General features: G+C 66.4%; 19 protein-coding genes. 13 read left to right on the top strand and 6 right to left on the bottom strand.

The window, feature by feature from the left end:
- The first annotated feature begins 237 nt into the window (after positions 1-237).
- The 4 genes from ACYVGE_RS04450 to ACYVGE_RS04435 all read left to right on the top strand — a co-directional run bounded on the left by ACYVGE_RS04450 (position 238) and on the right by ACYVGE_RS04435 (position 9,420).
- A complete protein-coding gene (locus ACYVGE_RS04450) occupies positions 238-5,172 on the top strand; it encodes an alpha-2-macroglobulin family protein (protein WP_460727680.1) in 4,935 nt (1,644 codons plus the stop codon).
- A gap of 219 nt (positions 5,173-5,391) precedes the next feature.
- Positions 5,392-7,908 carry a penicillin-binding protein 1C gene (gene pbpC, locus ACYVGE_RS04445; protein WP_460727460.1) on the top strand — a complete coding sequence of 839 codons (2,517 nt, stop codon included), beginning with the start codon at positions 5,392-5,394 and terminating at the stop codon, positions 7,906-7,908.
- A gap of 156 nt (positions 7,909-8,064) precedes the next feature.
- Positions 8,065-8,373, top strand: a complete 309-nt coding sequence (locus ACYVGE_RS04440) for a PepSY domain-containing protein (RefSeq protein ID WP_457096041.1) — start codon at positions 8,065-8,067, stop codon at positions 8,371-8,373.
- Between the two features lie 249 nt (positions 8,374-8,622).
- Complete coding sequence (locus ACYVGE_RS04435; protein ID WP_460727458.1) at positions 8,623-9,420, top strand: amidohydrolase; 798 nt, start codon at positions 8,623-8,625, stop codon at positions 9,418-9,420.
- 9 nt (positions 9,421-9,429) lie between these two features.
- Here the strand turns inward: ACYVGE_RS04435 and ACYVGE_RS04430 are convergent, their stop codons facing one another.
- Both ACYVGE_RS04430 and ACYVGE_RS04425 read right to left on the bottom strand, forming a co-directional pair.
- Positions 9,430-10,182, bottom strand: coding sequence for a type 1 glutamine amidotransferase (locus ACYVGE_RS04430; protein WP_460727456.1), 753 nt, complete (start codon positions 10,180-10,182; stop codon positions 9,430-9,432).
- A 93-nt stretch (positions 10,183-10,275) separates the two neighbouring features.
- Entirely contained in the window at positions 10,276-12,294 is a 2,019-nt protein-coding gene (locus ACYVGE_RS04425) for a DEAD/DEAH box helicase (protein WP_460727454.1), read from the bottom strand.
- A 104-nt stretch (positions 12,295-12,398) separates the two neighbouring features.
- Between ACYVGE_RS04425 and ACYVGE_RS04420 the strand changes: the two genes are divergently transcribed.
- The 6 genes from ACYVGE_RS04420 (at position 12,399) to thpR (ending at position 18,767) form a co-directional block, all read left to right on the top strand.
- Entirely contained in the window at positions 12,399-12,848 is a 450-nt protein-coding gene (locus ACYVGE_RS04420) for a hypothetical protein (RefSeq protein ID WP_310052418.1), read from the top strand.
- Between the two features lie 94 nt (positions 12,849-12,942).
- On the top strand, positions 12,943-14,502 hold the full coding sequence (locus ACYVGE_RS04415; RefSeq protein ID WP_460727452.1) for a protein adenylyltransferase SelO: 1,560 nt from the start codon (positions 12,943-12,945) through the stop codon (positions 14,500-14,502).
- Between the two features lie 132 nt (positions 14,503-14,634).
- Complete coding sequence (locus ACYVGE_RS04410) at positions 14,635-15,228, top strand: hypothetical protein (RefSeq protein WP_460727450.1); 594 nt, start codon at positions 14,635-14,637, stop codon at positions 15,226-15,228.
- Positions 15,229-15,521: 293 nt separating this feature from the next.
- Entirely contained in the window at positions 15,522-17,399 is a 1,878-nt protein-coding gene (locus ACYVGE_RS04405) for an ATP-binding cassette domain-containing protein (protein ID WP_460727448.1), read from the top strand.
- A 92-nt stretch (positions 17,400-17,491) separates the two neighbouring features.
- Positions 17,492-18,028, top strand: a complete 537-nt coding sequence (locus tag ACYVGE_RS04400) for an SRPBCC family protein (protein WP_460727446.1) — start codon at positions 17,492-17,494, stop codon at positions 18,026-18,028.
- A 130-nt stretch (positions 18,029-18,158) separates the two neighbouring features.
- Positions 18,159-18,767, top strand: a complete 609-nt coding sequence (thpR, locus tag ACYVGE_RS04395; RefSeq protein WP_460727444.1) for an RNA 2',3'-cyclic phosphodiesterase — start codon at positions 18,159-18,161, stop codon at positions 18,765-18,767.
- 9 nt (positions 18,768-18,776) lie between these two features.
- Here the strand turns inward: thpR and ACYVGE_RS04390 are convergent, their stop codons facing one another.
- Positions 18,777-19,100, bottom strand: coding sequence for a hypothetical protein (locus ACYVGE_RS04390; RefSeq protein WP_460727442.1), 324 nt, complete (start codon positions 19,098-19,100; stop codon positions 18,777-18,779).
- Between the two features lie 14 nt (positions 19,101-19,114).
- Here ACYVGE_RS04390 and ACYVGE_RS04385 point away from each other — a divergent pair, with 14 nt between their 5' ends.
- Positions 19,115-19,717, top strand: coding sequence for a YdeI/OmpD-associated family protein (locus tag ACYVGE_RS04385; protein WP_460727440.1), 603 nt, complete (start codon positions 19,115-19,117; stop codon positions 19,715-19,717).
- A gap of 15 nt (positions 19,718-19,732) precedes the next feature.
- Here the strand turns inward: ACYVGE_RS04385 and ACYVGE_RS04380 are convergent, their stop codons facing one another.
- On the bottom strand, positions 19,733-20,008 hold the full coding sequence (locus tag ACYVGE_RS04380; RefSeq protein ID WP_460727438.1) for a polyhydroxyalkanoic acid system family protein: 276 nt from the start codon (positions 20,006-20,008) through the stop codon (positions 19,733-19,735).
- 238 nt (positions 20,009-20,246) lie between these two features.
- Here ACYVGE_RS04380 and ACYVGE_RS04375 point away from each other — a divergent pair, with 238 nt between their 5' ends.
- Both ACYVGE_RS04375 and ACYVGE_RS04370 read left to right on the top strand, forming a co-directional pair.
- A complete protein-coding gene (locus ACYVGE_RS04375) occupies positions 20,247-21,719 on the top strand; it encodes an SGNH/GDSL hydrolase family protein (protein WP_460727436.1) in 1,473 nt (490 codons plus the stop codon).
- A gap of 287 nt (positions 21,720-22,006) precedes the next feature.
- Complete coding sequence (locus ACYVGE_RS04370) at positions 22,007-22,813, top strand: FHA domain-containing protein (RefSeq protein ID WP_460727434.1); 807 nt, start codon at positions 22,007-22,009, stop codon at positions 22,811-22,813.
- On the opposite strand, the gene msrQ is transcribed toward ACYVGE_RS04370, so the two are convergent.
- Complete coding sequence (gene msrQ, locus ACYVGE_RS04365; protein WP_460727432.1) at positions 22,782-23,444, bottom strand: protein-methionine-sulfoxide reductase heme-binding subunit MsrQ; 663 nt, start codon at positions 23,442-23,444, stop codon at positions 22,782-22,784. The genes ACYVGE_RS04370 and msrQ overlap by 32 nt on opposite strands.
- 1 nt (position 23,445) lies before the next feature.
- A complete protein-coding gene (gene msrP / locus ACYVGE_RS04360; protein WP_460727430.1) occupies positions 23,446-24,417 on the bottom strand; it encodes a protein-methionine-sulfoxide reductase catalytic subunit MsrP in 972 nt (323 codons plus the stop codon).
- Positions 24,418-24,428: the final 11 nt, after the last annotated feature.

The following is a 24,428-nucleotide window of genomic DNA, read 5'->3' as shown; positions in this document are numbered from 1 at the left end:
CGTCGCGGCCGGTAAACCGCGTAACTGCTCTTCTTTGGGTTACTGCAGGCGCGACGTGGCAATGCTAAACGTCAGTTCACTGGCGTGCTTCCTGCTACCGCTGGACGCCATTGTGTGACGTGGCTCCGGTTCTATACGCTTGTGCGCAAACCTGGGGAGAGTCGCATGAAGCGCGTTCGGTGTCGGGATGGATCCTTGCGGTCCCGTTTGTCCTCCGTTCGCCTGCAGTGGCACGGCATGTTCGTGCTGGCGCTGCTTGCCCTGTTTGTCGTTGGCGGGTGCAAGCGCGAGGCCACTGGCCAGCTCCCCGAAGTTACCGGCGAGAAGATCGCGGGCAAGCGGGAAGCCGTGAAGGGCTTCGGCCTGCTCGCTGCCTACCCCGACCAGAAGGACGACGATGAACTTGCCCTCGCGCTGGAGTTCAGCCGGCCGCTGGTGGGTTCGCAGGAATTCGACTCACTGATCGCCGTCACCGACAAGGAAGGTGCGCCGGTCAAGGGCGGCTGGGTGCTCGATGACGACGGCGATGACGAGGCCAGGGTCCTGCGCTTCCCGCACGTGGAAGCCAGCAAGGAATACGTCGTCACGATCAGCGCAGGGTTGACCGCCGCGGACGGCAACCGCCTGGGCAAGGAAGAGAAACGCACGGTCTACACCGGCCCCCTCGAGCCTGTCGTCGGCTTCGCGTCGCAGGGCAGCGTGTTGCCGGCCCGCGAGAGCCGCGGCCTGCCGGTGGTATCGGTGAACGTGCCGGAAATCGACGTCGAATTCCTGCGGATCAGGGAGAAGGACCTGCCCAGGTTCTTCTCCGAATTCCAGCGCGGTGGCCGTCGCAGCGCGTGGGACCTCGAGCGCGACTATTCGTGGGACGACGATGCAGGCGTCCAGCACAGCCGCGCGCCGCTGTCGGAGCTTGCCGAGCCCGTATACGTCAACCGCTTCGTGCTCGGCGGCAAGAAGAACGAGCGCGTGCTGACCTACCTGCCGCTGCAGGACATCGAAGAACTGCAGGCGCCGGGCCTGTACTTCGCGGTGATGAAACGCACCGGCACGTTCAAGGAGGAGTTCGATACCGCCTTCTTCACCGTAAGCGATCTTGGCCTGCACGCGCGCGCCTACAAGGACAGGTTGTTCGTGCACGCCGCCTCGCTCGAAACCGGCGGCGCCATCAGCGGCGTGGAACTGAAGATCCTCAACGGCGCGGGCGAGCCGGTGATGAAGTCGGCGACCGACCGCAACGGCAACGCCATGCTCGACTACAAGCTCGACGCCGCGCACGTGCTGATCGCCCAGCGCGGCGGCGACGTGTCGATGTTGCCGTTCAACCAGCCGGCGCTGGACCTTTCCGAGTTCGCCGTGGCCGGTCGCGAACAGGCCTGGTTCGACGTCTTCGCCTGGTCCGGCCGTGATCTCTACCGCCCCGGGGAAACCGCGCGCCTGTCCGCATTGCTCCGCGACCAGGATGGGCAGCCCGTTGCGGTCAAGGGCAAGGCACTGCAACCCCTGTTCGTGCGCTACGTGCAGCCGGACGGCAAGACGTTCCTGGAAACGAAGGTGCAGCCCGACGCGCAGGGCTTCATCCGCGATGCGCAGGTGATCCCGGTCGATGCCGCCACGGGCCGCTGGCGGGTGGAATTCCGTACGGATCCCGCCAGCAAGGAAGCGGTGCAGGGCATGACCCTGCGCGTGGAAGAGTTCCTGCCCGAACGCATGAAGCTGGATCTCGCCGCGCAGGACATCATCAAGCCCGGCGAACCGTTGCGCCTGCAGGCAACCGGTGCCTACCTGTATGGCGCGCCCGCGGCGTCCAACCGTTTCACGGCAAAACTCACCGTCGCCGTCGAGCAGCATCCGCTCGAACAGATGCCCGGCTGGTTCTTCGGCGATCCCACGCTGGCCCTGCCGAAGGAGGCCAAGGATGTCATCGACACCCAGCTCGATGCCGAAGGCAAGTTGCAGCAGGACATCGCGCTTCCGGCCGAAGCCAGGCCGGTCAGCACGATCGCCGCGATGCTCACCGGCAGCGTGTTCGAAACCGGGGGGCGCAGCGTCAACCGCAGCCTGAAGCGCGTGCTGTGGCCAGCCGATGCGCTGGTCGGCGTGCGGCCGTTGTTCGACGACAAGGAAGGCGCCGATTCCAATGCCAATGCGGTTTTCCAGCTGAGCCGCTTCGGCAGCGACGGCAAGGTGCGACCCGGCAAGGGGCTGCGGGTGACCCTGGTGCGCGAGCATCGCGATTACCACTGGAACTGGAGCGACGACAGCTGGGATTACGACTTCACCAGTCGCTATGAAGACATCACGACACGCGTCGTCGATGTCGGGGCATCGCCGGCAAAGATCGATTTTCCGGTGGAGTGGGGCGAGTACCGCCTCGATGTCTACGACCCCGCGACCAGGCTCACCACGCGCTACCCGTTCAAGGCCGGCTGGAGCTGGAGCGACGAGAACCGCGGCCTCGATGCGCGCCCGGACAAGGTCAAGCTCGCGCTCGACAAGACCGCCTACAAGGCCGGCGACCAGCTCAAGGTCACGCTGACGCCGCCGCATGAAGGCAAGGGCCTGCTGATGGTCGAAAGCGACCATATGCTCTACGTGCAGGACATCGAAGCGAAAGCGGGCAGCACGTTCGAGATCCCGGTCACCCGGGATTGGGAACGCCATGACGTCTATGTCACCGCGCTGGTGTTCCGCGGCGGCAGCGCCACGGACAAGATCACGCCCGCACGCGCGGTGGGCATCGCGCACGTGCCCATGGATCGTCGCGACCGCACCGTCGCCGTGGGCCTTGCCGTGCCCAAGCAGATGCGCCCCGAGCGCGACCTGCCGGTGACGGTGAGCGTCCCGCAGCTGGCGGGGCAGGAGGCGTTCGTCACCGTGTCCGCGGTCGATGTCGGCATCCTCAACATCACGCGTTTCCCCGTGCCCGATCCCAGCTCGCATTTCTTCGCCCAGCGTCGCCTTGGCGTGGATGCGTACGACGTCTATGGACGGGTGATCGAAAGTTTCGAGGGCGGCACGGCAAAGATCCGTTTCGGTGGCGATATGGCGCCGCTGGCGTTGCCGCAGGCCCGTCGTCCGACGGCGCATGTGCAGACCGTGGACCTGTTCAGTGGCCCCGTGAAGCTGGATGCGAAAGGGTTGGCGCGGGTGAAGCTGGCGGTTCCGGACTTCAACGGCACGCTGCGCGTTTCGGCGGTGGTCTACTCGGGCAACAGATACGGCAGCAAGGACAACGAGACCGTCGTGCGTGCGCCGGTGCTCGCCGAAGCCAGCCTGCCGCGCGTGCTGGCGCCCGGCGACCGCAGCAGCGTGACGCTGGACCTGCAGAACTTCACCGGCAAGAACGGCGACTTCAAGGTGCGACTCGATGGCATCGGCCCGTTGTCGCTCAGTGACGCGACGCGCACGGCCAGGCTCGCCGTCGATGGCAAGACGACTTACACCTTCCCGCTGGTTGCGCGCGAGGGCTACACGACGGCGCAGGTACGCGTGCGCGTGGATGGCAATGGCTACAGCGTCGACCGCAAGTACGACGTGCCGGTACGCCCGGGCTGGTCGCAGGTCATGCGCTCGCGGACGCGCGTTCTCAGCGAACTTGCGGCGGTGCCACTGGGCACCGACCTGACCGACGGCCTGATGCCCGGCTCGGTGCAGGCGCGCATGGTCGTCAGCGCGCTGCCGCCGATTCCGTTCGCCGCCGCGCTGGAAGACGTCTTGAAGTATCCCTACGGCTGCGCCGAGCAGACCACCAGCAAGGGCTACGCCGCACTGGAACTGGATGAGGCCACCGCGAACATGCTCGGCGTGACCGGGCTCAGCGCGAAACAGCGGCGTGAGCGCATGGAGGGCGCCTTCGGGCGACTGGCCTCGATGCAGGTCAGTTCGGGTCACTTCTCGATGTGGGGCGATGGCGACTACGTCAACCAGACACTGACGCCGTACATCGCTGAATTCCTGCTGGATGCGCGCGAGGCCGGCTTCGCCGTGCCCGAGGCCATGCTGCAGAAGACCCTGAAGGCGCTGAACGAGGATCTGCTGGCAGGCGGTGCACCGTTCTACGGCTACGACAACCGCGACCATCTCAAGTTCGCCTACCAGGCACACGCCGGCTACGTGCTTGCGCGCGTCAACCGCGCGCCGCTCGGTACGCTGCGGGCGCTGTACGACAACAACCGCAAGCAGAGTCTGACGGGCCTGCCGCTGGTGCACCTGGGCCTGGCCCTGTCGCTGCAGGGCGACAAATCCCGTGGTGCCAAGGCCATAGCCATGGGCTTTGGCATGGATCCGAAAAACCGTCCGGTGTATCTCGCCGACTACGGCACGCGCCTGCGCGATGACGCCCTGATGATCGCGTTGCTGCACGAGCGCGGTTACGCCAGTCCGGAGTACGACACCCGCGCGGTCTCGCTGGGGCGCGAACTCGATGCACGCCGTAGCCAGCGCTGGTTCTGGCTGAGCACGCAGGAGCAGGTGGCCTTGGCGCGGCTTGGCAAGGCATTGATGGCCGACCAGAAGAAGATGGTGTCGGGCCAGTGGAAGGTGGGCGCGGAAACCTCCGATGTCGCGGCCACGCGCATCACCGGGCGGGTTTTCGACCATGACGCGCTGGCGCGGGGCGCGAGCTTCGTGCCGCAGGGCCAGCCGCCGCTGTATGCCAGCCTCGAGGTTGCCGGCATACCGCGCAACGCGCCGGAGCCAGATGCCAGCGTCGTGTCAGTCGCGCGCAAGTACTACAACACCGACGGCAGCGAATGGAGTGGCGGCATCCTGGAGGAAGGCGACAGTCTGATCGTGCAACTCACCATCAAGAGCAGCGTCAACATGCCCGACGCCCTGGTGACGGACCTGTTGCCGGCGGGCCTGGAGATCGAAAACTTCAACCTGGGCGATGCCAAGCAATGGGCAGGTGTGGTCGTGGACGGCATCGAGATCGCCGATCGCGACGAGGCGGCGGAAGTGCGGCACGAGGAGTATCGCGACGACCGCTATGTCGCGGCATTGAAGCTCAGCACCTACGACACGGCGCGATTGTTCTACCTGGTACGCGCGGTGACTCCGGGTACTTACACCGTGCCACCCTCGCTGGTCGAGGACATGTACCGTCCCGACATGCGCGGCGTCGGCAAGGCGAGTCCGGCGATGCTGACGGTGAAGCAGCCAGGGCGGTGATCCGAATTCTGTGTCGTGCTCTCCAACCCAACCAAACGAGCCGTGGGTTGGAGGGATGGCCGGAATGAAAGGGATCGTCATCCCGGCGAAAGCCGGGAAAGGGATCGTCATCCCGGCGAAAGTCGGGAAAGGGATCGTCATCCCGGCGAAAGCCGGGATCCATTTTGCTGTTGTCGTTGCCTTCCAATGTTCAAGAGAAAAGCCAACAGCAAGGTCAAAATGGATCCCGGCTTGCGCCGGGATGACGAGCAACAGCGGCATCGCGAAATGGATCCCGGCTTGCGCCGGGATGACGATCAAGAGCGACACTGCGAAGTCGCGATCGACGCCGGCGCGATCGACGCTGGCGCGGCGGGTTTCCATTTCTTCGGTCCACTCCGCATCCACCGCCGCTTCCCGCTCCAGTTCGCGCTGGCCGCATTGCTGCTCATCACCGCAGCCATGCTGCTGGACCTGGCGTTCCCATTGCCGCTGCCACGCGAACGCGATGCCGGCGCCGTGGTGCTTTCGCGCGAAGGCACACCGCTGCGGGCCTTTGCCGATCGCGGTGGCATCTGGCGTTATCCCGTCACCACCGGACAGGTCTCGCCGCTGTATCTGCAGGCGTTGCTGGACTACGAAGACAGATGGTTCTGGCACCACGCCGGCATCAACCCGGTCGCGCTGCTGCGTGCCGGCGGCCAGTGGCTGCGCAACGGCCGCGTCGTCTCGGGCGGGTCGACGCTGACCATGCAGGTCGCGCGCATCCTCGACACTTCGGCCAATGGCCGGTACGCGCGCACGCCCTGGGGCAAGCTCAAGCAACTGGGACGCGCGATCCAGCTAGAGGTCCACCTGGACAAGCGCGAGATCCTCACCATCTACCTCAATCGCGCGCCTTTCGGCGGCACGGTGGAAGGCATCGAAGCCGCGAGCTGGGCCTATCTGGGCAAGCCCGCCGCGCGCCTCTCGCATGCCGAAGCCGCATTGCTGGCCGTGCTGCCGCAATCGCCCAGCCGGTTGCGGCCCGATCGTGAACCCGAACATGCACGCCTTGCCCGCGACAAGGTCATCGCCCGCATGGCCACGCTGGGTGTGTGGTCGCCACAGGATGTCCGCGACGCGCGCATGGAGCCCGTCGTCGCGCGCTCCCTGCAGCCGCCTCGCCATGCCTCGCTGTTGGCGCAACGCCTGCGCGTTGCCAATCCCAGGGCAGTCCGGATCGACTCCACCATCGATATCGACCTGCAGCGCACGCTGGAAGAACGTGTTTCCGCCTATTTTTCCGATCTTCCCGAGCGGACTTCCGCCGCGTTGCTCGTGGTCGACAACGCCACGCTGGAAGCGCGCGCCTACGTTGGCTCGGTCGAGTTCGCGGACAAGGCACGCCTCGGTCATGTCGACATGGTCAAGGCGTGGCGCTCGCCGGGTTCAACACTGAAGCCATTCCTCTACGGCCTCGCCCTCGACGACGGGCTGATCCATTCCGAAAGCCTCCTCGTCGATGCGCCGCAGGCGTTCGGCGACTACCGGCCCGGCAATTTCGACATGGCCTTCAATGGGCCCGTCGGTGCGGCCGAAGCCTTGCGCCTGTCCCTGAACGTGCCGGCTGTCGACCTGCTCGATCGCGTCGGTCCCTCACGCTTCGCCGCGCGTCTCGCGAATGCAGGGATCGACCTGAAGTGGCCTGACGGCGGCAAGCCCAATCTCGCCATGATCCTCGGCGGCACCGGTGCGCGTCTGGAAGATCTTGTCGGCGCATACGCCGCATTGAACCGCGAGGGCGTCGCGGGACGTGTGCGCTACCAGCCGGCCGCGCCGCGCGTGGAGCGGCGCCTGCTGTCGCCGGGTGCGGCATGGATCATCCGCGACACGCTCGAAGCAAATCCGCGCCCCGGCAGCGTCTCCGACACCTTCGAGCAGTACGGCCGGCCGCGCGTGGCGTGGAAGACGGGCACCAGTTACGGATTCCGCGACGCATGGGCGTTGGGCAGCACGCGGCGCTACACAGTGGGCGTGTGGGTGGGGCGTCCCGATGGCACGCCGCTGCCAGGCCAGTATGGAGTGGTGACGTCGCTGCCCCTGCTGTTCGAGGTCATCGACAGCCTGCCGGCGCAGCATGGCGATGGCGCGCCGCGGCCGCCGCCGCGCAACGTCGAGCAGATCGACATCTGCTGGCCACTGGGACTGCCACCCGATCCCCAGGCGCCACAGCTATGCCGCAGGAAGCTGAAAGCGTGGACGCTCGATGGCGTCGTCCCGCCGACCTTCGCCGAACGCGATGCCCGGCTGTGGAACGCGGGTCGTGAGCGGTTCGATGTCGACACCCACTCGGGCCTGCGCCTGTCCGCCGACTGCGGCAGACCGCATCAACGGCGCGCGGGCGAAATCGCGCGTTGGCCGGCATTGGCCTCGCCTTGGTTGTCGGTGGAAGCGCGCACGGCGGCACGGCTCCCGGCGCTTTCGCCCGACTGCGCGCCAGACGGGCGCGATGCCAGCGAAGAGCTGCGCATCGAAGGCATCAACGACAAGGCCAGCCTCGCGCGCGCGCCCAACAGCACCCATCCCTTGCGCCTGTCGGTGCGGGCCATCGGCAGCGAGGCGCGCATCCGCTGGCTCCTTGATGGACGTTTTATCGGCGAGTCCCAAGGCGCGGGTTCCTTCCTGCACGACTTTGGCGACCCGGGCGTGCATGCGCTGACGGCGCTTGCGGATAGCGGTGCGTGGTCGCGCGTGGAATTCCGCGTGTTGCGCTGAGCCCGCGTCGCGAACGAAAAGCGAAGATTTCTTGCCGCTTACGCGGTTTTCAATGCCACTGCCGCTCAGCAAGGTTCACACCGCAATTTCACGCCAAGTAGTACGTTCCGTACCGCGTCACTTCCGGGTAGCAAGGGGGCGTACGGAGAAAAGCATATGCAAAAGCGACTTTCGACAATTGCGGTAGTGCTCGCCGCGCTCCTGTTCGGCTCGGTCGGTGCGGCAGCTGCGCAATACAGTGAAAAAGGAAGCGAGCTGACCAGCGCACAGGTCAAGTCCAAGCTGGAGGCGGCGGGTTATTCCAATGTTCACGGTATAGAGCGTGAGGGCGCACACTTTGATGCCGACGCATCGAAGGACGGCAAACCCGCGCATCTTCATGTGGACGCGAAGAGCGGTGCCGTCACGGTGGTTACCAACGAATCGGAAGAATCGGAAGAGCACGAATCGGACCATCGGCCGTAGCGGCGGCTGGCCAAGGTGCTTGGCGCTCCAATCAGGTGTTGACGGCCAGCTTCGCTGGCCCTTCGCGTTCATGCGCTGGGTGCCGCACCGATCTTTGCTCCGCGCGGGAGGGCTCCATCGCCAGGAGCGCGCGACTGAGTCTTCAGCTCAGGGATTCCCGGCGAGCACGCGCGTCGGGAAGGGTCAGTGCTTCATCCGTGTGGCACCCAGGGGCGTGACGGTCCAACGGCGGCGCGATAAAGTTGAGCCATGAAGAACCTCCGCGTATCCCTGATCCAGGGCGAGACCCGTTGGCATGATCCGGCCGGCAACCGTGACTACTACGCCGACCTGATCGAACCCCTGCACAACACCACCGACCTGGTGATCCTGCCGGAGACGTTCACCAGCGGGTTCAGCAATGAAGCCATCACCGATGCCGAGACCATGGATGGGCCGACGGTGGAGTGGCTGCGACGGCAGGCCGACAGCATCGATGCCGCCATCTGCGGCAGCGTGCAGATCCGTGCGGAGCAGGGCGTCTTCAACCGCATGCTGTTCGTGAAGCCGGATGGCGAGGTCCAGAGCTACGACAAGCGCCATCTGTTCCGCTATGCCAGGGAGCACGAGCGCTATGCGGCCGGCCGCGAGCGGTTGACGGTGGAGTGGAAGGGATGGCGCATCTGCCCGCTGGTCTGCTACGACCTGCGGTTTCCGGTGTATTCGCGCAATCGCTTCAATGTCGAGCGCGAAGGCATGCTCGATTACGACCTGCTGATCTACGTCGCCAACTGGCCCGCGGCGCGCAGCTACCCGTGGAAGACATTGCTGCGCGCGCGCGCGATCGAGAACCTGTGCTACGTCGCGGGCGTCAATCGCGTCGGCACCGACGGCAATGGCCTGGCCTATTCCGGCGACAGCGCGATCATCGACTTCCTGGGCCACCCGATCACCGAGGCAGCGGACGAGGAAGTGGTGTCGACGATGCTGCTGCAGGCGGCGCCGCTGATCCAGCACCGGGAGCACTTCCCGGCGATGCTCGACGGCGACAGCTTCGAGCTGCGCTGAGACTCCCGATCAGGCCCATTCGCGCGAAGGCAGGGTGTGGCGTCGCTGGGGCCGGCCCACGAGATCGAGGAAGTTGTTGAATACCGCGTCGGCGTGCCGCTGCATGGTCGCGATGTGCGCCCGTGTCTGCGTGCGGATCGCGGCGTCATCCGTATGGCCGAGCTCCGCCAGTTCGGCGCGATAGGCGGGATTGGCCAGCCAACGTTCGATCAGCGGTTCGTCCATCTCCAGGTGGAACTGGAAGCCGTAGGCATTGTCGCCATGACGGAAAGCCTGCGATTCACAGCCGTCGGTGCGCGCGAGGTGTGATGCTCCCTGCGGGATCTCGAAGCGATAGCTGTGCCATTGGAACACCGGGATGCCGTCGCCCAAGGGGGCGAGCACCGGGTCGCGACGTCCGGCCTCGGTGGTGCGCAGGCGATACCAGCCGATCTCCGGTTCGGGATTGCGCTGCACCGGTGCGCCCAGCACGTGTGCCAGCAGTTGCGCGCCCAGGCAGATCCCCAGCACCGGCTTGTCCTGCGCCAGCATGCGTTCGATCGCACGCAGTTCGGTGCGCAGGTGGTGGCGGTGGGCGTGGTCTTCCACGTTCATCGGTCCGCCCAGCACGACCAGGCCGCGGTAGCGGTCGACGTTGGGTTCCGCGTCGGGCTGCCGTTCGAAATTGGCGAAACGGATGCGGTGGCCGCGTCCGCGGATCAGGGGATCCAGCGTGCCCAGGGGCTCGGCCGCGACGTGCTGGAAGACGAGGATGCGGGACATGCCCGATAGGGTGCGGCAAGCCGGACGTGCTTGCACGTCCGGCTGGTTATCAGGTCATGCCGCGAGGCGGAGCCGGGCTCCGCCGTTTTTGCTTTACCGGTGCGGATTGCCGCGATGCGGCTTGCGCGGTCCGGCGCCATGCGGCTTGCCGCCGCGCGGGCCATCGAAGCGACGCGGCGGACGTGCGTCCCCGTCGTCATCGCGGCCGTGCGGACGCGCCTCGCCGTCGCGGCTGATGCGCAGCGGCTGGCCCGCGACGCGCACGCGCTTGAGGTGGTCCATGATCTCGCGCGGCATGCCCTCGGGCAGGTCGATCAGGCTGAAGTCGTCGCGGATGTCGATGCGGCCGATGTAGCGGCTCTCGAGCTCCGCCTCGTTGGCGATGGCGCCGACGATGTTGCCGGGCTTCACGCCGTGGCGATGGCCCACTTCGATACGGAAGGTTTCCATGCCCGCTTCGGGGGCGCCGTGCTCGCGATGTTCGCGCGGCGGACGCGGCGCGCTGGGTGCGTCATCGTTGAAGAACGACTCCGCCGCGTTGTGGCGGCTGGCCGGTGCAGAGGAAGCCGGGGTGGAGGTGGCCGGGGCCCAGTCGCTGCTGCGCTCCGGTCGCGGCCGTTCGCGGTCGAACTTGCCGCCGGGACGGCGTTCGCCACCGTGGCGATCCTGGCCGCCACGCGAGTCGCCGAACGGGGCCCTGTCGAAGCCGGGCTTCTCGAAACCGGACTTCTCGAAGCCGCCGCCTTCGCGATGCGGACGCAGCTGCTGCGCCGTGACCTGCAGCAGCAGCGGCATGTCGCCCTGCACCAGCTTGGCCAGGGCGGCGGCGATCTCCACCGCCGGGACGTTCTGCTCGCGCTCGTAGCGCTCGACCAGGTCGCGGAACATCGCCAGTTCCGTGCTTTCCAGGGCGGTGGTGATGCGGCCGAGGAACCTCGACACGCGCTGCTCGTTCACCGTCTCGATGCTGGGCAGCTCCATCTGCTCGATCGGCTGGCGGGTGGCGCGCTCGATCGCGCGCAGCATGCCGCGTTCGCGCGGGGCGACGAACAGGATCGCCTCGCCCTTGCGGCCCGCGCGGCCGGTGCGGCCGATGCGGTGGACGTAGCTCTCGGTGTCGTAGGGGATGTCGAAGTTCAGCACGTGGCTGATGCGCTCGACATCGAGGCCGCGCGCGGCCACATCGGTGGCGACCAGCACGTCGATGCGGCCGTCCTTGAGCTGGGCGATGGTGCGCTCGCGCGCCTTCTGGTCCATGTCGCCGTTGATGGCGGCGGCGGAAATGCCGCGCGCGGACAACTTGTCGGCCAGTTCCTGGGTGCCGAGCTTGGTACGCGCGAACACGATCATCGCGTCGTAGGGTTCGGCTTCGAGGATGCGGGTCATCGCATCGAGCTTGTGCACGCCGCTCACAGCCCAGTAGCGCTGGCGGATGTTGGCGGCGGTGGTCGTCGTGGTCTTGATCGCGACCTCGACCGGCTGGCGCAGATAGGTCTGTGCGATGCGCTTGATCTGCGACGGCATGGTCGCCGAGAACAGGGCGACCTGGCGCGTCTCGGGAACCTTCTTCAGCACGGCCTCGACGTCGTCGATGAAGCCCATGCGCAGCATCTCGTCGGCTTCGTCGAGCACCAGGCAGCGCAGCTGCGATAGGTCGAGCGAGCCGCGATTGAGGTGGTCGATCACACGCCCGGGTGTGCCGACCACGACCTGCACGCCGCGCTTCAGCGCCGCCAGCTGCGGGGTGTAGCTCTGGCCGCCGTAGATCGGCAGCACATGGAAGCCGGGCAGGTGGTTGGCGTACTTCTGGAAGGCTTCGGCGACCTGGATCGCCAGCTCGCGCGTCGGCGCCAGCACCAGCGCCTGCGGCTTCTGCTGGGCGGGATCGATGCGGGCCAGGATCGGCAGGGCGAAGGCTGCCGTCTTGCCCGTGCCGGTCTGGGCCGTGCCCAGCACGTCCTGTCCGGCCAGCAGCGGCGGGATCGTGGCGGCCTGGATGGGCGAGGGGCTCTCGTAGCCGACATCGGCCAGGGCTTTAAGCAGCGGCTCGGGCAGGCCGAGGTCGGTGAACTTGATGGACGTTGCGTCCGAGGGGGAATCTGGGGCGCTCATGGCGGCCTCGATGGCGCCGGCGCATGGGCCGGTCTGGGTGGCTATTGTAGCGGGTGGCGTATGAGCTCCGGCTCCACACCCTCGGCACCCCACAGGAGTAGCCCATGAATCCGCAATGGAACGACGATGTCCGCGAGATTCCGAGCGTGATCCGCGCGATCTACGAATGCATCTCCGGCCCGGCCGGCGCACCGCGCGACTGGGAGCGCTTCCGCTTCCTGCATCGCCCGGAAGCCCTGAGCCTGCGCACGGTGGTGCAGCCTGACGGCTCGACTCGTGCGCATGTGTTCGACCAGGACAGTTACATCCGCGACGTCGAGCCGTTCTTCGCCGTCAACGACTTCTACGAGATCGACATCGCCCACCGCATCCAGCGCTTCGGCCAGGTCGCCCATGCCTGGAGCCTGTACGAAGCGCGCACATCGCCTGATTCGCCGGTGGTGCTCAAACGTGGCGCCAACAGCATCCAGCTGTGCTTCGACCACGACCGCTGGTGGGTGGTCAGTACGATCTGGGACAACGAACGGGAAGGCGTGCGCTTCGATCTCTGGTGAAGCGCATCGCCGGCGGTCGAGCGGGAGCGGATCACGTCGAGGGAGATTCGTGCCCGCTACGATAGTCACTCGATCAAGAGGACGTGTTCGGCAGATGCTGGATGTCAGTTTCGACAATGCCTTCGTGCGCGAACTGCCGGGCGACCCGGAAGCCGGGGCGCGCATCCGCCAGGTGGAAGGCGCGCTGTGGTCGCGGGTGACGCCCACCCCGGTGCAGGCACCGCGGGTGCTGGCGTACTCCCGCGAGATGGCCGCGGAACTGGGGCTGGACGAGGCAGAGGTGCAATCCCCCGAATTCGCCCGAGTCTTCGGCGGCAACGCGCTGCTGCCCGGCATGGAGCCATACGCCGCGAACTACGGCGGCCACCAGTTTGGTCATTGGGCCGGCCAGCTTGGCGACGGCCGTGCGATCACCCTGGGCGAAACGGTCAGCGCGAGCGGCAGGCGGTGGGAGCTCCAGCTAAAAGGAGCAGGTCTGACCCCGTATTCGCGCACCGCCGACGGCCGTGCCGTGCTGCGCTCGTCGATCCGCGAGTTCCTGTGCAGCGAAGCGATGCATCACCTCGGCGTGCCGACCACGCGCGCGCTCAGCCTGGTCGGTACCGGCGAGATGGTGGTGCGCGACATGTTCTACGACGGGCATCCGAAGCCGGAGCCCGGCGCGATCGTCTGCCGCGTGGCACCGTCGTTCCTGCGCTTCGGCAACTTCGAGCTGCCGTATTCGCGCGGCGACCTGCTGCTGTTGCGGCAGCTGCTGGAATTCTGCATCCGCCGTGATTACCCGGAGCTGGAAGGCGAGGGCGAGCAGCTGTACGCCACGTGGTTTGGCGAGGTGTGCGTGCGCACGGCGGTGATGATCGCGCACTGGATGCGCGTGGGCTTCGTGCATGGCGTGATGAACACGGACAACATGTCGATCCTCGGCCTGACCATCGACTACGGTCCCTACGGCTGGATCGACAACTACGACCCGGACTGGACGCCGAATACGACCGATGCGCAAGGCCGCCGTTACCGCTTCGGCTGGCAGCCGAAGATCGCGTACTGGAATCTGATCCGGCTGGCGCAGGCGATTTCGCCGCTGTTCGAGGATGCGCAGCGCCTCAACGACGGTTTGCAGCGCTATGCCGATGTCTACACGCGCGAGGATCGCGACAACACCGCACGCAAGCTTGGACTGGCGGAGTGCCGCGATGCGGACGTGGAACTGGTGCAGGAATTGCACACCCTGCTGGCGGATGCGGAAGTCGACATGACGTTGTTCTTCCGCGCGCTGGCGCAGGTCGATATCGCCGCTCCCTCCCTGGAGCCGCTGGCGCACGCCTTCTACGACGAAGCCAAGCGCGACGCGGCGCGCCCGTCCTTCGATGCCTGGCTGGCGCGCTACGCAACCCGCGTGCAGGCGGACGCGCCGGACGCGGCCGTGCGGGCGGCCCGCATGAATGCGGCCAATCCGATGTACGTGCTGCGCAACTACCTTGCCCAGCAGGCTATCGACCGGGCCGAGCAGGGTGACGTCACGGGCATCCACGAACTGCTGGATGTGATGCGCAGGCCCTATGAAGAGCAAGCCGGGCGCGAGGCGTTCGCCGCCAGGCGACCGGACTGGGCGCGCCAGCGCGCGGGCTGTTCGATGCTGTCCTGCAGCTCCTGACCCATCCCCCGATCGGGGGAGCAGGGCGGGTCCGCGAAGCCGGATTTTTTGGGCGCATCATCGTGGCGTACCGGTTTCGGCGGGGGCTTCATGGTCGGCACGCCAACTCGATATCGGCCGGCCGCACGGCGCATGGCGTGCTGGCTGGCGGTCTGTCTTGTCGCGATGACAGGTGGCGGCGTGGCGAGTGCGGGAGGGCCTACCGATCGGGGCCACGTGGTCGGCACCCTGACGCGCGTGGACGCGAACAGCCATCGCCTGATCCTGAGCCGCGACACGCAGATCGGCAGCCGGGTAGGGGAGCGCGGCCCCGTGAATGTCTATTACGACACTCCTCTTGCGGCCAGCCCGGCTGGCGGCACGGCGTCGATCGCCGAACTCGCGCACGGCGACCGCCTGCTGGTGGAAGTCCGGAAGGTGGGCGCACGGCTGCAGGCAGGCGAGATACGCGTGTTGGCGACGACCACGGCGGATCACGTATGGGGGAGTTACCTGCACGGCACCGTCCACGAGATCCGCACGGGCACGCGCACGATCCACGTCGACGAGGCGGACTCCCACATCTTCAATCGCATCGGCTACGACGCCGCTACGAAAGTCGAAGCGCTGGACGGAAAGCCGCTCGACGTCCTTGGACTTGATGGCCAGGAAGTCGACATTGCCCTGCGTCGCAACGAACGCATCCCCATGGCGTCCAGGATCGTTGTGCTGGGTCCGGCGCGCTGACGGTGCCCTCGAACAGCGCGTAGGGCGGACTCCGGAGAATGTGCTGAGCCGTGGAGCCCTCGCGGGCCGGCGCGGCTCAGCCGATGGGCTCAGCCCTTGTTGGACTTCTTGTCCTGCTTTTCGGCGCGCTTTTCCTTCAGCGTCTTCGCCGGCTTCTTCTTCTGTTCCTTCTTCTTGTCGAGCCCTTTTGACATGGTGTCCTCCGCTGGACGTTGGATGTCGCGGCGATGTGCCGCGCGTCGGGATCAGTATGCGCCGGGAGCGGGGCATGCGGGACCGGTAGAATGGGGCACATGTCCCTGATCACTCTGCAAAACGTCGACTACGGCGTCGGCGGCCCGCTGCTGCTGGCAAATGTCGGCCTGTCCATCGATGCCGGCGAACGCATCGCCCTGATTGGCCGCAACGGCGCCGGCAAGTCCACGCTGCTCAAGCTGCTGGCCGGCGACATCAAGCCCGATGATGGCGAAGTCCGCGTCGAGGGCGGGGTGCGCATCGCGCGCCTGGAGCAGGAAGTGCCGGCCGGTGCGGAAGGGGACGTGTGGGACGTCGTTGCCGCGGGCCTGGGCCAGCTCGGCGCCTGGCTGGCCGAATACCACCACCTCAGCCATGCCGACCACGTCGATACCGATGCGCTCGCCCGGGTCCAGTCGAAGATCGAGGACGCGGAGGGCTGGTCGCTCGACCAGCGCGTCACGGAAACGCTGACCCGCCTCGACCTCGACGGCGATGCGCTGTTCTCCGGCCTCTCCGGCGGCATGAAGCGGCGCGTGTTGCTGGCGCGGGCCCTGGTGTCGTCGCCCGACGTACTGCTGCTGGATGAACCGACCAACCACCTCGACATCGCCGCGATCGACTGGCTCGAAGGCTTCCTCAAGGCCTGGCCGGGCGCGCTGGTCTTCGTCACCCACGACCGCCGCTTCCTGCGGGCGCTGGCCACGCGCATCGTCGAGATCGACCGCGGTCAGGTCACCAGCTGGCCGGGCGACTGGGCCAATTACGAACGCCGCCGCGAGGAGCGCCTGAACGCCGAAGCGCAGGAGAATGCCCGCTTCGACAAGCTGCTGGCGCAGGAGGAAGTGTGGATCCGGCAGGGCATCAAGGCCCGCCGCACCCGCGACGAGGGCCGCGTGCGCCGGCTCAAGGCGATGCGCTCGGAGCGTTCGCAGCGCCGCGACCTCACCGGCAACGTGCGCATGGAAGTGGCGCAGGGCGATGCCTCGGGACGCAAGGTCATCGAGTTGAAGGACGTGTCCTTCGGCTACGGCGGACAGGCCATCGTGAGCGAGCTGTCCACCGCGGTCATGCGCGGCGACCGAATCGGCCTGATCGGGCCCAACGGCAGCGGCAAGACCACGTTGCTGAAGCTGCTGCTGGGCGAGCTGGCGCCGACGTCGGGCACGGTGAAGCTGGGCAGCAACCTCCAGGTCGCCTACTTCGACCAGTACCGCGCCACGCTGCGCGAGGATTGGAATGCGATCGAGAACGTCGCCGAGGGCCGCGAGAGCGTCGAGATCAACGGCCGCCCGAAACACATCATCGGCTACCTGCAGGACTTCCTGTTCACGCCGGAGCGCGCGCGCGCGCCGATCACGCGCCTCTCGGGCGGCGAGCGCAACCGCCTGCTGCTGGCGAAGCTGTTCGCGCAGCCGTCCAACCTGCTGGTGATGGACGAGCCGACCAACGACCTCGACGTGGAAACGCTGGAGCTGCTGGAAGACCTGCTGTCCGACTACCAGGGCACGCTGCTGCTGGTCAGCCATGACCGCGACTTCCTCGACAACGTCGTGACTTCGACGCTGGTGATGGAAGGCGCGGGCCGCGTGGGCGATTACGTTGGCGGTTACACCGACTGGCTGCGCCAGCGGCCGGAAAGTGCGGCCTCCCTGCAACCGGCCGCCAGGCCGGCAACGCAACCGGTGGCGTCGGCAACGCCTGCCGCCGCAGCGGCGAAGCGCAAGCTCAGCTACAAGGACGCACGCGAACTCGAGCAGCTGCCGGTCCGCATCGAGGCCCTGGAGACCCGGCTTGCGGAACTGACCGAGGCGATGAATGCCCCGGCCTTCTACCAGCGCGGCAGCGAGGGCATCGCGACCCACAACGCGGCGCTGGCGGCCACGCAGGCGGAACTGGATGCGGCCTACGTACGCTGGGCCGAACTCGACGGCTGACGCGTTCAACCGGACCGATAGGCTGCCCTGAGTCCACTTGCACGCCGCCGGACGCCGCGCGTTAATCGGCGCTCTGCCTCCGGGGATTGGCCATGCGAACCAGCATCCTGTTGACCGCGGCCATCGCCGCATTGGCGTGCGGCGCGGTACGGGCGGAGGTCAAGGATTCGGCGCCCAACGGTTTCACCCTCGAGAACTTGCAGGTCGTCCCGGTCGATACCAGGACCGCGTGGAAGGCGCTGGTCAACGACGTCGGCCGCTGGTGGCCCAAGGACCACACCTGGTGGGGCGATGCCGGCAAGCTCTCGATCCAGCCGCGTGCCGGCGGCTGCTTCTGCGAGATCAACGGTGCGCGGCAGGCATGGCACATGACCGTCACCTTCGTCGATCCGGAACACACGTTGCGCATGACCGGCGGTCTGGGCCCGCTGCAGGGCATGGGCCTCGACGGTGCGCTGGAGTGGCGCCTGGCCAAGGTCGAGGGTGGCACGAAGATCACGCTGTGGTACCGCGCCGGCGGCTACACGCCCGACGACCTGCGCAAGTTCGTCCCGGTGGTGGACCAGGTGCAGGGACTGCAGCTGCGCGGTTTCGCCGACTACCTGCGCGCGCAGGCGAAGAAGAAATGACGCGCCCTGGTGGCTTCAACCGATGAAGCCGCAGCCGTTGACGTAACTGCTGTCATCGCAGGTTTCCTGCGGACATCGCTTCCGATGCGCCCCGTTTCGGAAATGCCTGCGCGAAGGGTGTCGCCAGCGCATGAAGCACTACACTGGGCGGATGCACGATGATCTGTTCGGGTCCGCGTCCACGACCGCGGGCGAAACCGCCAGCCACAATGTCTTCTTCGCCCTCGTGCCCGACGCCAGCGCACGCGATCGCACGGCGCGCACCGTCGAAGCCCTGCGCAAGAGGCATGCGGTGCAAGGCCGCTGGGTGTCGCCGTCGCGTTACCACATGACCCTGCACTTCCTCGGCATGTTTTCGGAGTTGCCGAGGGAGCGCATCGATGCGGCATGCCGCGCCGCGCAGGCCCTGAAGCTACCGGCCTTCGACCTGGTCCTGGATCGGGCGGGCCATTTTCCAAGGGGGATAGGCTGGCTAGGATGTGCCGAGGCCAGCGCGTCGTTGCAGGGCCTGTGGGAGGAATTGCGCAAGGCCCTGTCCAGGCAGCACGTGGCAGTGCAGGGGCATCCCACGTTCAAGCCGCATGTCACCGTGTTGCGCGGCGCAAGCTCGCCCTTGCCGCTCGAGGCCATCGACCCGGTGACGTGGCCCATAGGCGAGTTCGTGTTGATCGACAGCCTGCTGGGCGGACGCAACGAATACCGCACGCTGGGACGCTGGGCCCTGCAGCAGCAAGCTTGATGGTGCCTGTCAGGCTGGAACCAGAGTGTCGCGCAGCTTGAGGCCCTGGGGATTGTCCTCCAGCGTGCCATCCGGCTTCAGCAGGGAGAACGACTTGCGATCGCCATCGACCACCACCGCGACCGGGTCCTGGAACGGCGCGCGGCGGACGAACTTGAGCTCGCAGCCGAAGCGCTCGAGTTCCTGCAACGTGAGGAGCTGTTCTTCGGTCAACTGCGCGCGCAGGACCGCGCCTGAAACGACTTTGTGCTGCCGGCGTTCCCGGTCGACCATGATGATTTCCCCCTGTTTCTCATCCCAACGCAGAAGCCATGCAGAATAGGTCGCCTGCACCCCGGACACCAACCATGGGCCAACGCGACCCCCGCATCGATGCCTACATCGCCAGTTCGGCGGAGTTCGCGCGACCCATCCTGCTACACCTGCGTGAGGTCGTCCACGCCGCCTGCCCGGATTGCGAGGAGACGATGAAGTGGAGCGCACCCAGCTTCACCTACCGGGGCAGCATCCTGTGCGGCATGGCGGCCTTCAAGCAGCACGCGACGTTCGGCCTGTGGCAGGGCGCGAGGGTCGTCGGTAGCGATGGCAAGGAGGACGCCATGGGCCAGTTCGGCCGGCTGACCGGGGTCGCCGACTTGCCGGGCAAGCGCGAGCTGAGCGGTTACCTCAAGCGGGCGATGAAGCTGATCGAGGATGGCGTGAAGCGTCCGGCGAACAGGGACGCCAAGCCCAAGGCGCCGGTCGAGGTTCCGGACGACCTGGCGGCGGCGCTGAAGAAAAATGCCAGGGCGCGCGCCACGTTCGATGCCTTCCCGCCCAGTTGCCGGCGGGAATATGTCGAATGGATCACCGAAGCCAAGCGTGAGGAAACCAGGGCCAGGCGTCTGGAACAGGCCGTCGAATGGATGGCCGAAGGCAAGCGCCGCAACTGGAAATACGAGAACTGCTGAGGCGCCCGGATCAACTCAGCCGAAGCGTTCGTCCAGCACGCGCTTGATCTCGCTCTCGATCGTTCCCTTGAAGGCGGACATCAGGAAGCCAAGGTTGGCAGTCACGCGCAGGCTCTTGGGGGCCAGGTCGATCTTGCCGTCGACGCCGCTGCGGGCGAACTTGAGGGTGTCGCCCTCCCAGTCGTAGCCGATGCCGAAGCGTTCGGCGAGCTTGTCCGCGACTTCCTGTACCGCCTTGCGCGCTTGCGCATGCGGCAGGGAATGAGCGTGCTTGATATCGATGCTGGACATGGTGGTTCCTCCTGTTGCCGCGCATTGTGCGGCCATGACCGGCGTCATCCAAGCCTCCGCGCATCCTCAGTGCGCCAGGCGCCCCGGAGAAGTTGCGTTTTCAGCAACCGGGCGTTCGCCAATTCGCTCATCGACGCGTTGCTGATGATGGCTAGGCTCCAGGAAGGACCAGCCAGGGTTGGAACCATCCGACTCGTGCTCGCCTGCCTCCCGCGACAAGACAAGACAAGGAGTTCACATGCGTCTGTATGTACACGTCGTTCGCCTGATCATTCTCTGCCTGATGGCGTGTGTTCCGACTCACGTATCGGCACAGGTCAATACCACCGACATCACCGATATCTATGTGTTCGGAGATAGCACCAGCGACAATGGCGCGGGCATCGCCCATATCAACGCCATTTGCAAAAACCCACTCCTGGGACTGGTCGCATGCGGAAAAGCCCGACAGTCCGTATCACTCGGAGCGGCGTTTTACGCAGGGAAGTCCATCTCTGACGGACCCGTGGCGATGGAGGTCATGGCCAACCTGCTGGGCAAGCAGTTGCGCCCCGCCTACGAAAATTCGATCGTGGGATCTTTACGGGGAGAGAATTTCGCACTCATCGGCGCAAAGGCAACCGGAGCAGACATACAGTCGTTATCCGCTCAGGTCGCTTCATTCACCAGTCAGCACGCCCAGGCAGACCCGAAAGCCCTCTACGTCTTCTTCATTGGCGCCAATGACGTGCTTGCCGCGGTCGACAAGGGGGACGCGACCCTGGTCGATTCGGCGATCGGCGATATCCAGCGCCACATGCGCACGCTCGCCGACAGGGGGGCGAGGCGATTCCTGGTCTACAAGCTCCTGGATCTTTCCGAGCTGCCGCGTTTTGCCGGCAAGGATGCGGCGACCCTCGGCCGCGCGCGTGAGTACAGCAATCGGTTCAATGGCGGCATCGACGGACTGACTGTGCCTGCCGCGACGCTCTATCGATTCAACACTCCCGTCTTCTGGGGCTTCCTGAAGCAGTTCGCTTTCACCTGGCAAGTCAATTACAAGGGGGGATGCGTGGCGGAAGCGAGCGCGCTGGCCGACCAGGTAAAAGCAAGCCAGGCCGCCGATGTGGTGATCGAGCCCCGTTACCTGACGGGCTGCGACGCGTCGGGCCTGAAAAACCGGTTGTATTTCGACAACATGCACCTTAGCGGCTACGCCAATCAGCTGCTGGGCCAGGCAAGCGTGGACTTCGTCGTCGAACAGCTGACCGGAACCTGCGCAGCCCATACGTGGGGCGCTGAAGCCCCCGGGTCGCCCCCCAGGGGACTTCTTGGATCCATCTACACCATTTACAACACCTGGATCGGCAAGCGCGAGTACTTCCGCCTGGCCAACCTGTCTCACGGCGACCCTCCCTCTCCGGCCTACTGGTACTTCCCCACCAACGAGCACGACAACTCGTACTGGCAGTACCTGGGCAATACCGCGCCCACATCGGTGTGCGGAACGGCGTTTCGCAGCCAGATGAATATCTGGGATGCGCGCCATCTCAACTATGGCGTCTCACTTGGCGACTTCGCAAAGGCGAAAGCGGGTGACAAATTCTTTATCTACAACAGCTTCATCAACCGCGTGGAGTACTTCACTTTCCTGGATCCGTATGGAACCGGGTTCTATTGGTACTTTCCTGTCGACGGGGCCAGCGACAATTTCTGGTGGCGCCGGGACTGACGCACTCCGATAGCGTGGCGTTGCGCCGCGCACCTTCTCCCCGTTCGCGGGGAGAAGGAACGCTGTAACGAGCGACTGCTTCGCCGCGAGCTTGTCCGAGACTTCCCGTACCGCCTTGCGTGCTTGCGCATGCGGCAGGGAATGAGCGGGCCGGACATCGATGTTGGACAGGGTAGTTCCTCCCGTCCGGCGTCTTGTGCGGGCAGTGCATCCAGGCGCCACGCATCCGCGGTGCGGCAAACGCGGTGCGGCGTGCTAGATTGCGGCCGCGCCCTATCTCCTGCCACATGACCCACCTGAGACTGCGGTTTCCCAATCGCCAGCAGCCGGACCTGGTCCTCGGACCGGGCGTGCATTCCATTGGTCGTGATCCTGCCGACCGCCCGGTCATGGTTGACGATCCCGCGCAGGCGATCGCGCAGTTCTGCGTGGATCGCCGGGGCGTCTGGCTGCAGTTGCGCGAGGGCGCGCGTGGCCTCCATGTCAACGGCCGGCCGGTGCGTCGCATGGCGATGTTGCGTGCGGGCGATGCCGTGTTCGTCGACGGCAACGAATGGCTGCTGCTCGGCGATACGCCGCTTTCGGCGCCGGCCGAGGCGAAGCCGGCTTCGAGCGATCCCGGTGCCGACCCGCGGATGGTGTTGCGCGGCGTCGGCGGCCCGCATCACGGCCGCAGCATCACCCTGGACCAGCCGCGCCTGGTCGGGCGCCTGCCCGAATGCGACATCCGCATCGATGATCCCGCGTTCGCGGACCGCCATGCGCGCCTCGAGCCGCACCCCGAAGGGCTGGTGCTGCGCGACCTGGGTTCGCACGAAGGCAGCCTCGTCAATGGCTGGCCCGTACGCAGTGCCTTGCTGCGGGCGGGAGACCAGGTGGTGTTCGACACGCAGCGATTCCTGGTCGAAGCGCCCAGCCGTGGCACGCCCGGCGAACCTCAAAAACCGGCACAACCGGCGCCGGTCGAAGCGCCTGCCGCGCCGGCAGGCGAATCGAAGGCTCCTTCCTCGATCCGTCGCGTGCCCTGGCTGTTGCTGGCGGCGCTCTTCCTCGCCGCCGCACTCAGCCTGCTGCTGCTGTACGGCGCACGTTAGCGCGCCGGTCACGCAGGCTTTTCGCGACGCGCCAACCCAGCAGGGTGGCAAGGATCGCCGCGTACAGCGCGGGTTCGCGCACGTCGGATTTCACCAGCCACCAGAAATGCAGCACGGCGAGCACGCCAACGGCGTACACGAGCTTGTGCAACCGCCCCCAGTTGCGGCCGAGCCGGCGAATCGCCGCCTGCGTGGACGTGACCGCCAGCGGCACCAGCAACAGCCATGCGGTGAAGCCGACGGTGATGTAGGGACGTTTGGCGATCTCCTCGAAGATCTGCGCCCAGTAGCCACGCAGGTCGAGCACGAGATAGGCGGTGAGGTGCAGCGTCGCGTAGAAGAAGGCATACAGTCCGAGCATGCGGCGGAAGCGCACGAATACGGGCTGCTGCGTCAGCTGCCGCAGGGGCGTGATTGCCAGCGTCAATATCAGGAAGCGCAAGGCCCATAGCCCGAGGCGATGTTCGATCTCCGCGACCGGATCCGCGCCCAGCCCGCCGCTGCCGGTCAAGATCTCCGCGCGGATCTGCCAACCCAGTATCGCGGCGGGTACCAATGCGAGCAGATGGACGACGCACTTGGCGGCGACCACGCCGCGTGACGTGCGGGCGCCGCGCTTGGCAGGAGTCATCTCAGAACCACTTCCGCAGGTTCATGCCCGTGTACAGCCCGGCGACCTGGTCCGCATAGCCATTGAACATGCGCGTGGGGATGCGTTCGGCGAACAGCTTGCTCTGCGTGCCGGCGATGCGGCGTTCGGTCTTCTGCGACCAGCGCGGATGGTCCACGCTGGGGTTGACGTTGCTGAAGAAGCCGTATTCCTGGGGCTGCGTATCGTTCCAGCTGGTGAACGGCATGGTCTCGACGAACGTGATGGCGACAATCGACTTGATGCCCTTGAATCCATATTTCCACGGCACCACCAGCCGCAGCGGTGCGCCGTTCTGCTGCGGCAGTGGCTTGCCGTACAGGCCGGTGACGAGAAAGGCGAGGGGATGCATGGCCTCGTCGATGCGCAGGCCCTCGCGGTAGGGCCAGTCCAGCGCACGGTATCCCTGGCCGGGCATCTGCTTGCGGTCCTCGAGCGTGGTGAAGGCGACGTACTTCGCTTTGGAGTTGGGTTCGAAGCGCCTGAGCACGCTCGCCAGCGGCACGCCCAGCCACGGAATCACCATCGACCAGCCCTCGACGCAGCGCAGGCGATAGATGCGTTCTTCGGGCGTGGCGCCCTTGAGCAGGTCCTCCAGCGACATGACGCCCGGCTTCGCGCACTGGCCGCCTACCGCCACGCTCCACGGCTGCAGCCGCAAGGTGCGGCCGGCGCGCGACGGGTCGGCCTTGTCGGTGCCGAATTCGTAGAAGTTGTTGTAGGTGGTGACGTCCTCGTAGCGCGTGAGCTCCTCGCTGGTACGGAATCCGGCGCGCGCCTGTTCCGGCGTGATCGTCACTTTTGAAGATGGCGGCGGTGGGGCTGCGTCGCTGCAGGCGGCGAGGCCAAGTCCCGGCACCGCCGCCAGCGCGGCCAGCAGGCGGCGACGGTCGCGGTAGACCGCCTCGTCCGTGAGTTCGGAGGAGGGAATGCGCAAGACATCGCGTAGGGACATGGCCGGCTCCG

This window comes from Lysobacter rhizosphaerae, from assembly GCF_054779795.1.
The sequence above is the reverse complement of the archived record's forward strand: the minus strand, read 5'-3'. Positions and strand labels throughout refer to the sequence as shown.

Bases quoted from the DNA above. Each gene is read 5' to 3' on its own strand.
- ACYVGE_RS04450 (WP_460727680.1), top strand. From the start codon at position 238: ATGTTCGTGCTGGCGCTGCTTGCCCTGTTTGTCGTTGGCGGGTGCAAG.
- pbpC (WP_460727460.1), top strand. From the start codon at position 5,392: ATGGATCCCGGCTTGCGCCGGGATGACGAGCAACAGCGGCATCGCGAA.
- ACYVGE_RS04440 (WP_457096041.1), top strand. From the start codon at position 8,065: ATGCAAAAGCGACTTTCGACAATTGCGGTAGTGCTCGCCGCGCTCCTG.
- ACYVGE_RS04435 (WP_460727458.1), top strand. From the start codon at position 8,623: ATGAAGAACCTCCGCGTATCCCTGATCCAGGGCGAGACCCGTTGGCAT.
- ACYVGE_RS04430 (WP_460727456.1), bottom strand. From the start codon at position 10,182: ATGTCCCGCATCCTCGTCTTCCAGCACGTCGCGGCCGAGCCCCTGGGC.
- ACYVGE_RS04425 (WP_460727454.1), bottom strand. From the start codon at position 12,294: ATGAGCGCCCCAGATTCCCCCTCGGACGCAACGTCCATCAAGTTCACC.
- ACYVGE_RS04420 (WP_310052418.1), top strand. From the start codon at position 12,399: ATGAATCCGCAATGGAACGACGATGTCCGCGAGATTCCGAGCGTGATC.
- ACYVGE_RS04415 (WP_460727452.1), top strand. From the start codon at position 12,943: ATGCTGGATGTCAGTTTCGACAATGCCTTCGTGCGCGAACTGCCGGGC.
- ACYVGE_RS04410 (WP_460727450.1), top strand. From the start codon at position 14,635: ATGGCGTGCTGGCTGGCGGTCTGTCTTGTCGCGATGACAGGTGGCGGC.
- ACYVGE_RS04405 (WP_460727448.1), top strand. From the start codon at position 15,522: ATGTCCCTGATCACTCTGCAAAACGTCGACTACGGCGTCGGCGGCCCG.
- ACYVGE_RS04400 (WP_460727446.1), top strand. From the start codon at position 17,492: ATGCGAACCAGCATCCTGTTGACCGCGGCCATCGCCGCATTGGCGTGC.
- thpR (WP_460727444.1), top strand. From the start codon at position 18,159: ATGAAGCACTACACTGGGCGGATGCACGATGATCTGTTCGGGTCCGCG.
- ACYVGE_RS04385 (WP_460727440.1), top strand. From the start codon at position 19,115: ATGGGCCAACGCGACCCCCGCATCGATGCCTACATCGCCAGTTCGGCG.
- ACYVGE_RS04380 (WP_460727438.1), bottom strand. From the start codon at position 20,008: ATGTCCAGCATCGATATCAAGCACGCTCATTCCCTGCCGCATGCGCAA.
- ACYVGE_RS04375 (WP_460727436.1), top strand. From the start codon at position 20,247: ATGCGTCTGTATGTACACGTCGTTCGCCTGATCATTCTCTGCCTGATG.
- ACYVGE_RS04370 (WP_460727434.1), top strand. From the start codon at position 22,007: ATGACCCACCTGAGACTGCGGTTTCCCAATCGCCAGCAGCCGGACCTG.
- msrQ (WP_460727432.1), bottom strand. From the start codon at position 23,444: ATGACTCCTGCCAAGCGCGGCGCCCGCACGTCACGCGGCGTGGTCGCC.
- msrP (WP_460727430.1), bottom strand. From the start codon at position 24,417: ATGTCCCTACGCGATGTCTTGCGCATTCCCTCCTCCGAACTCACGGAC.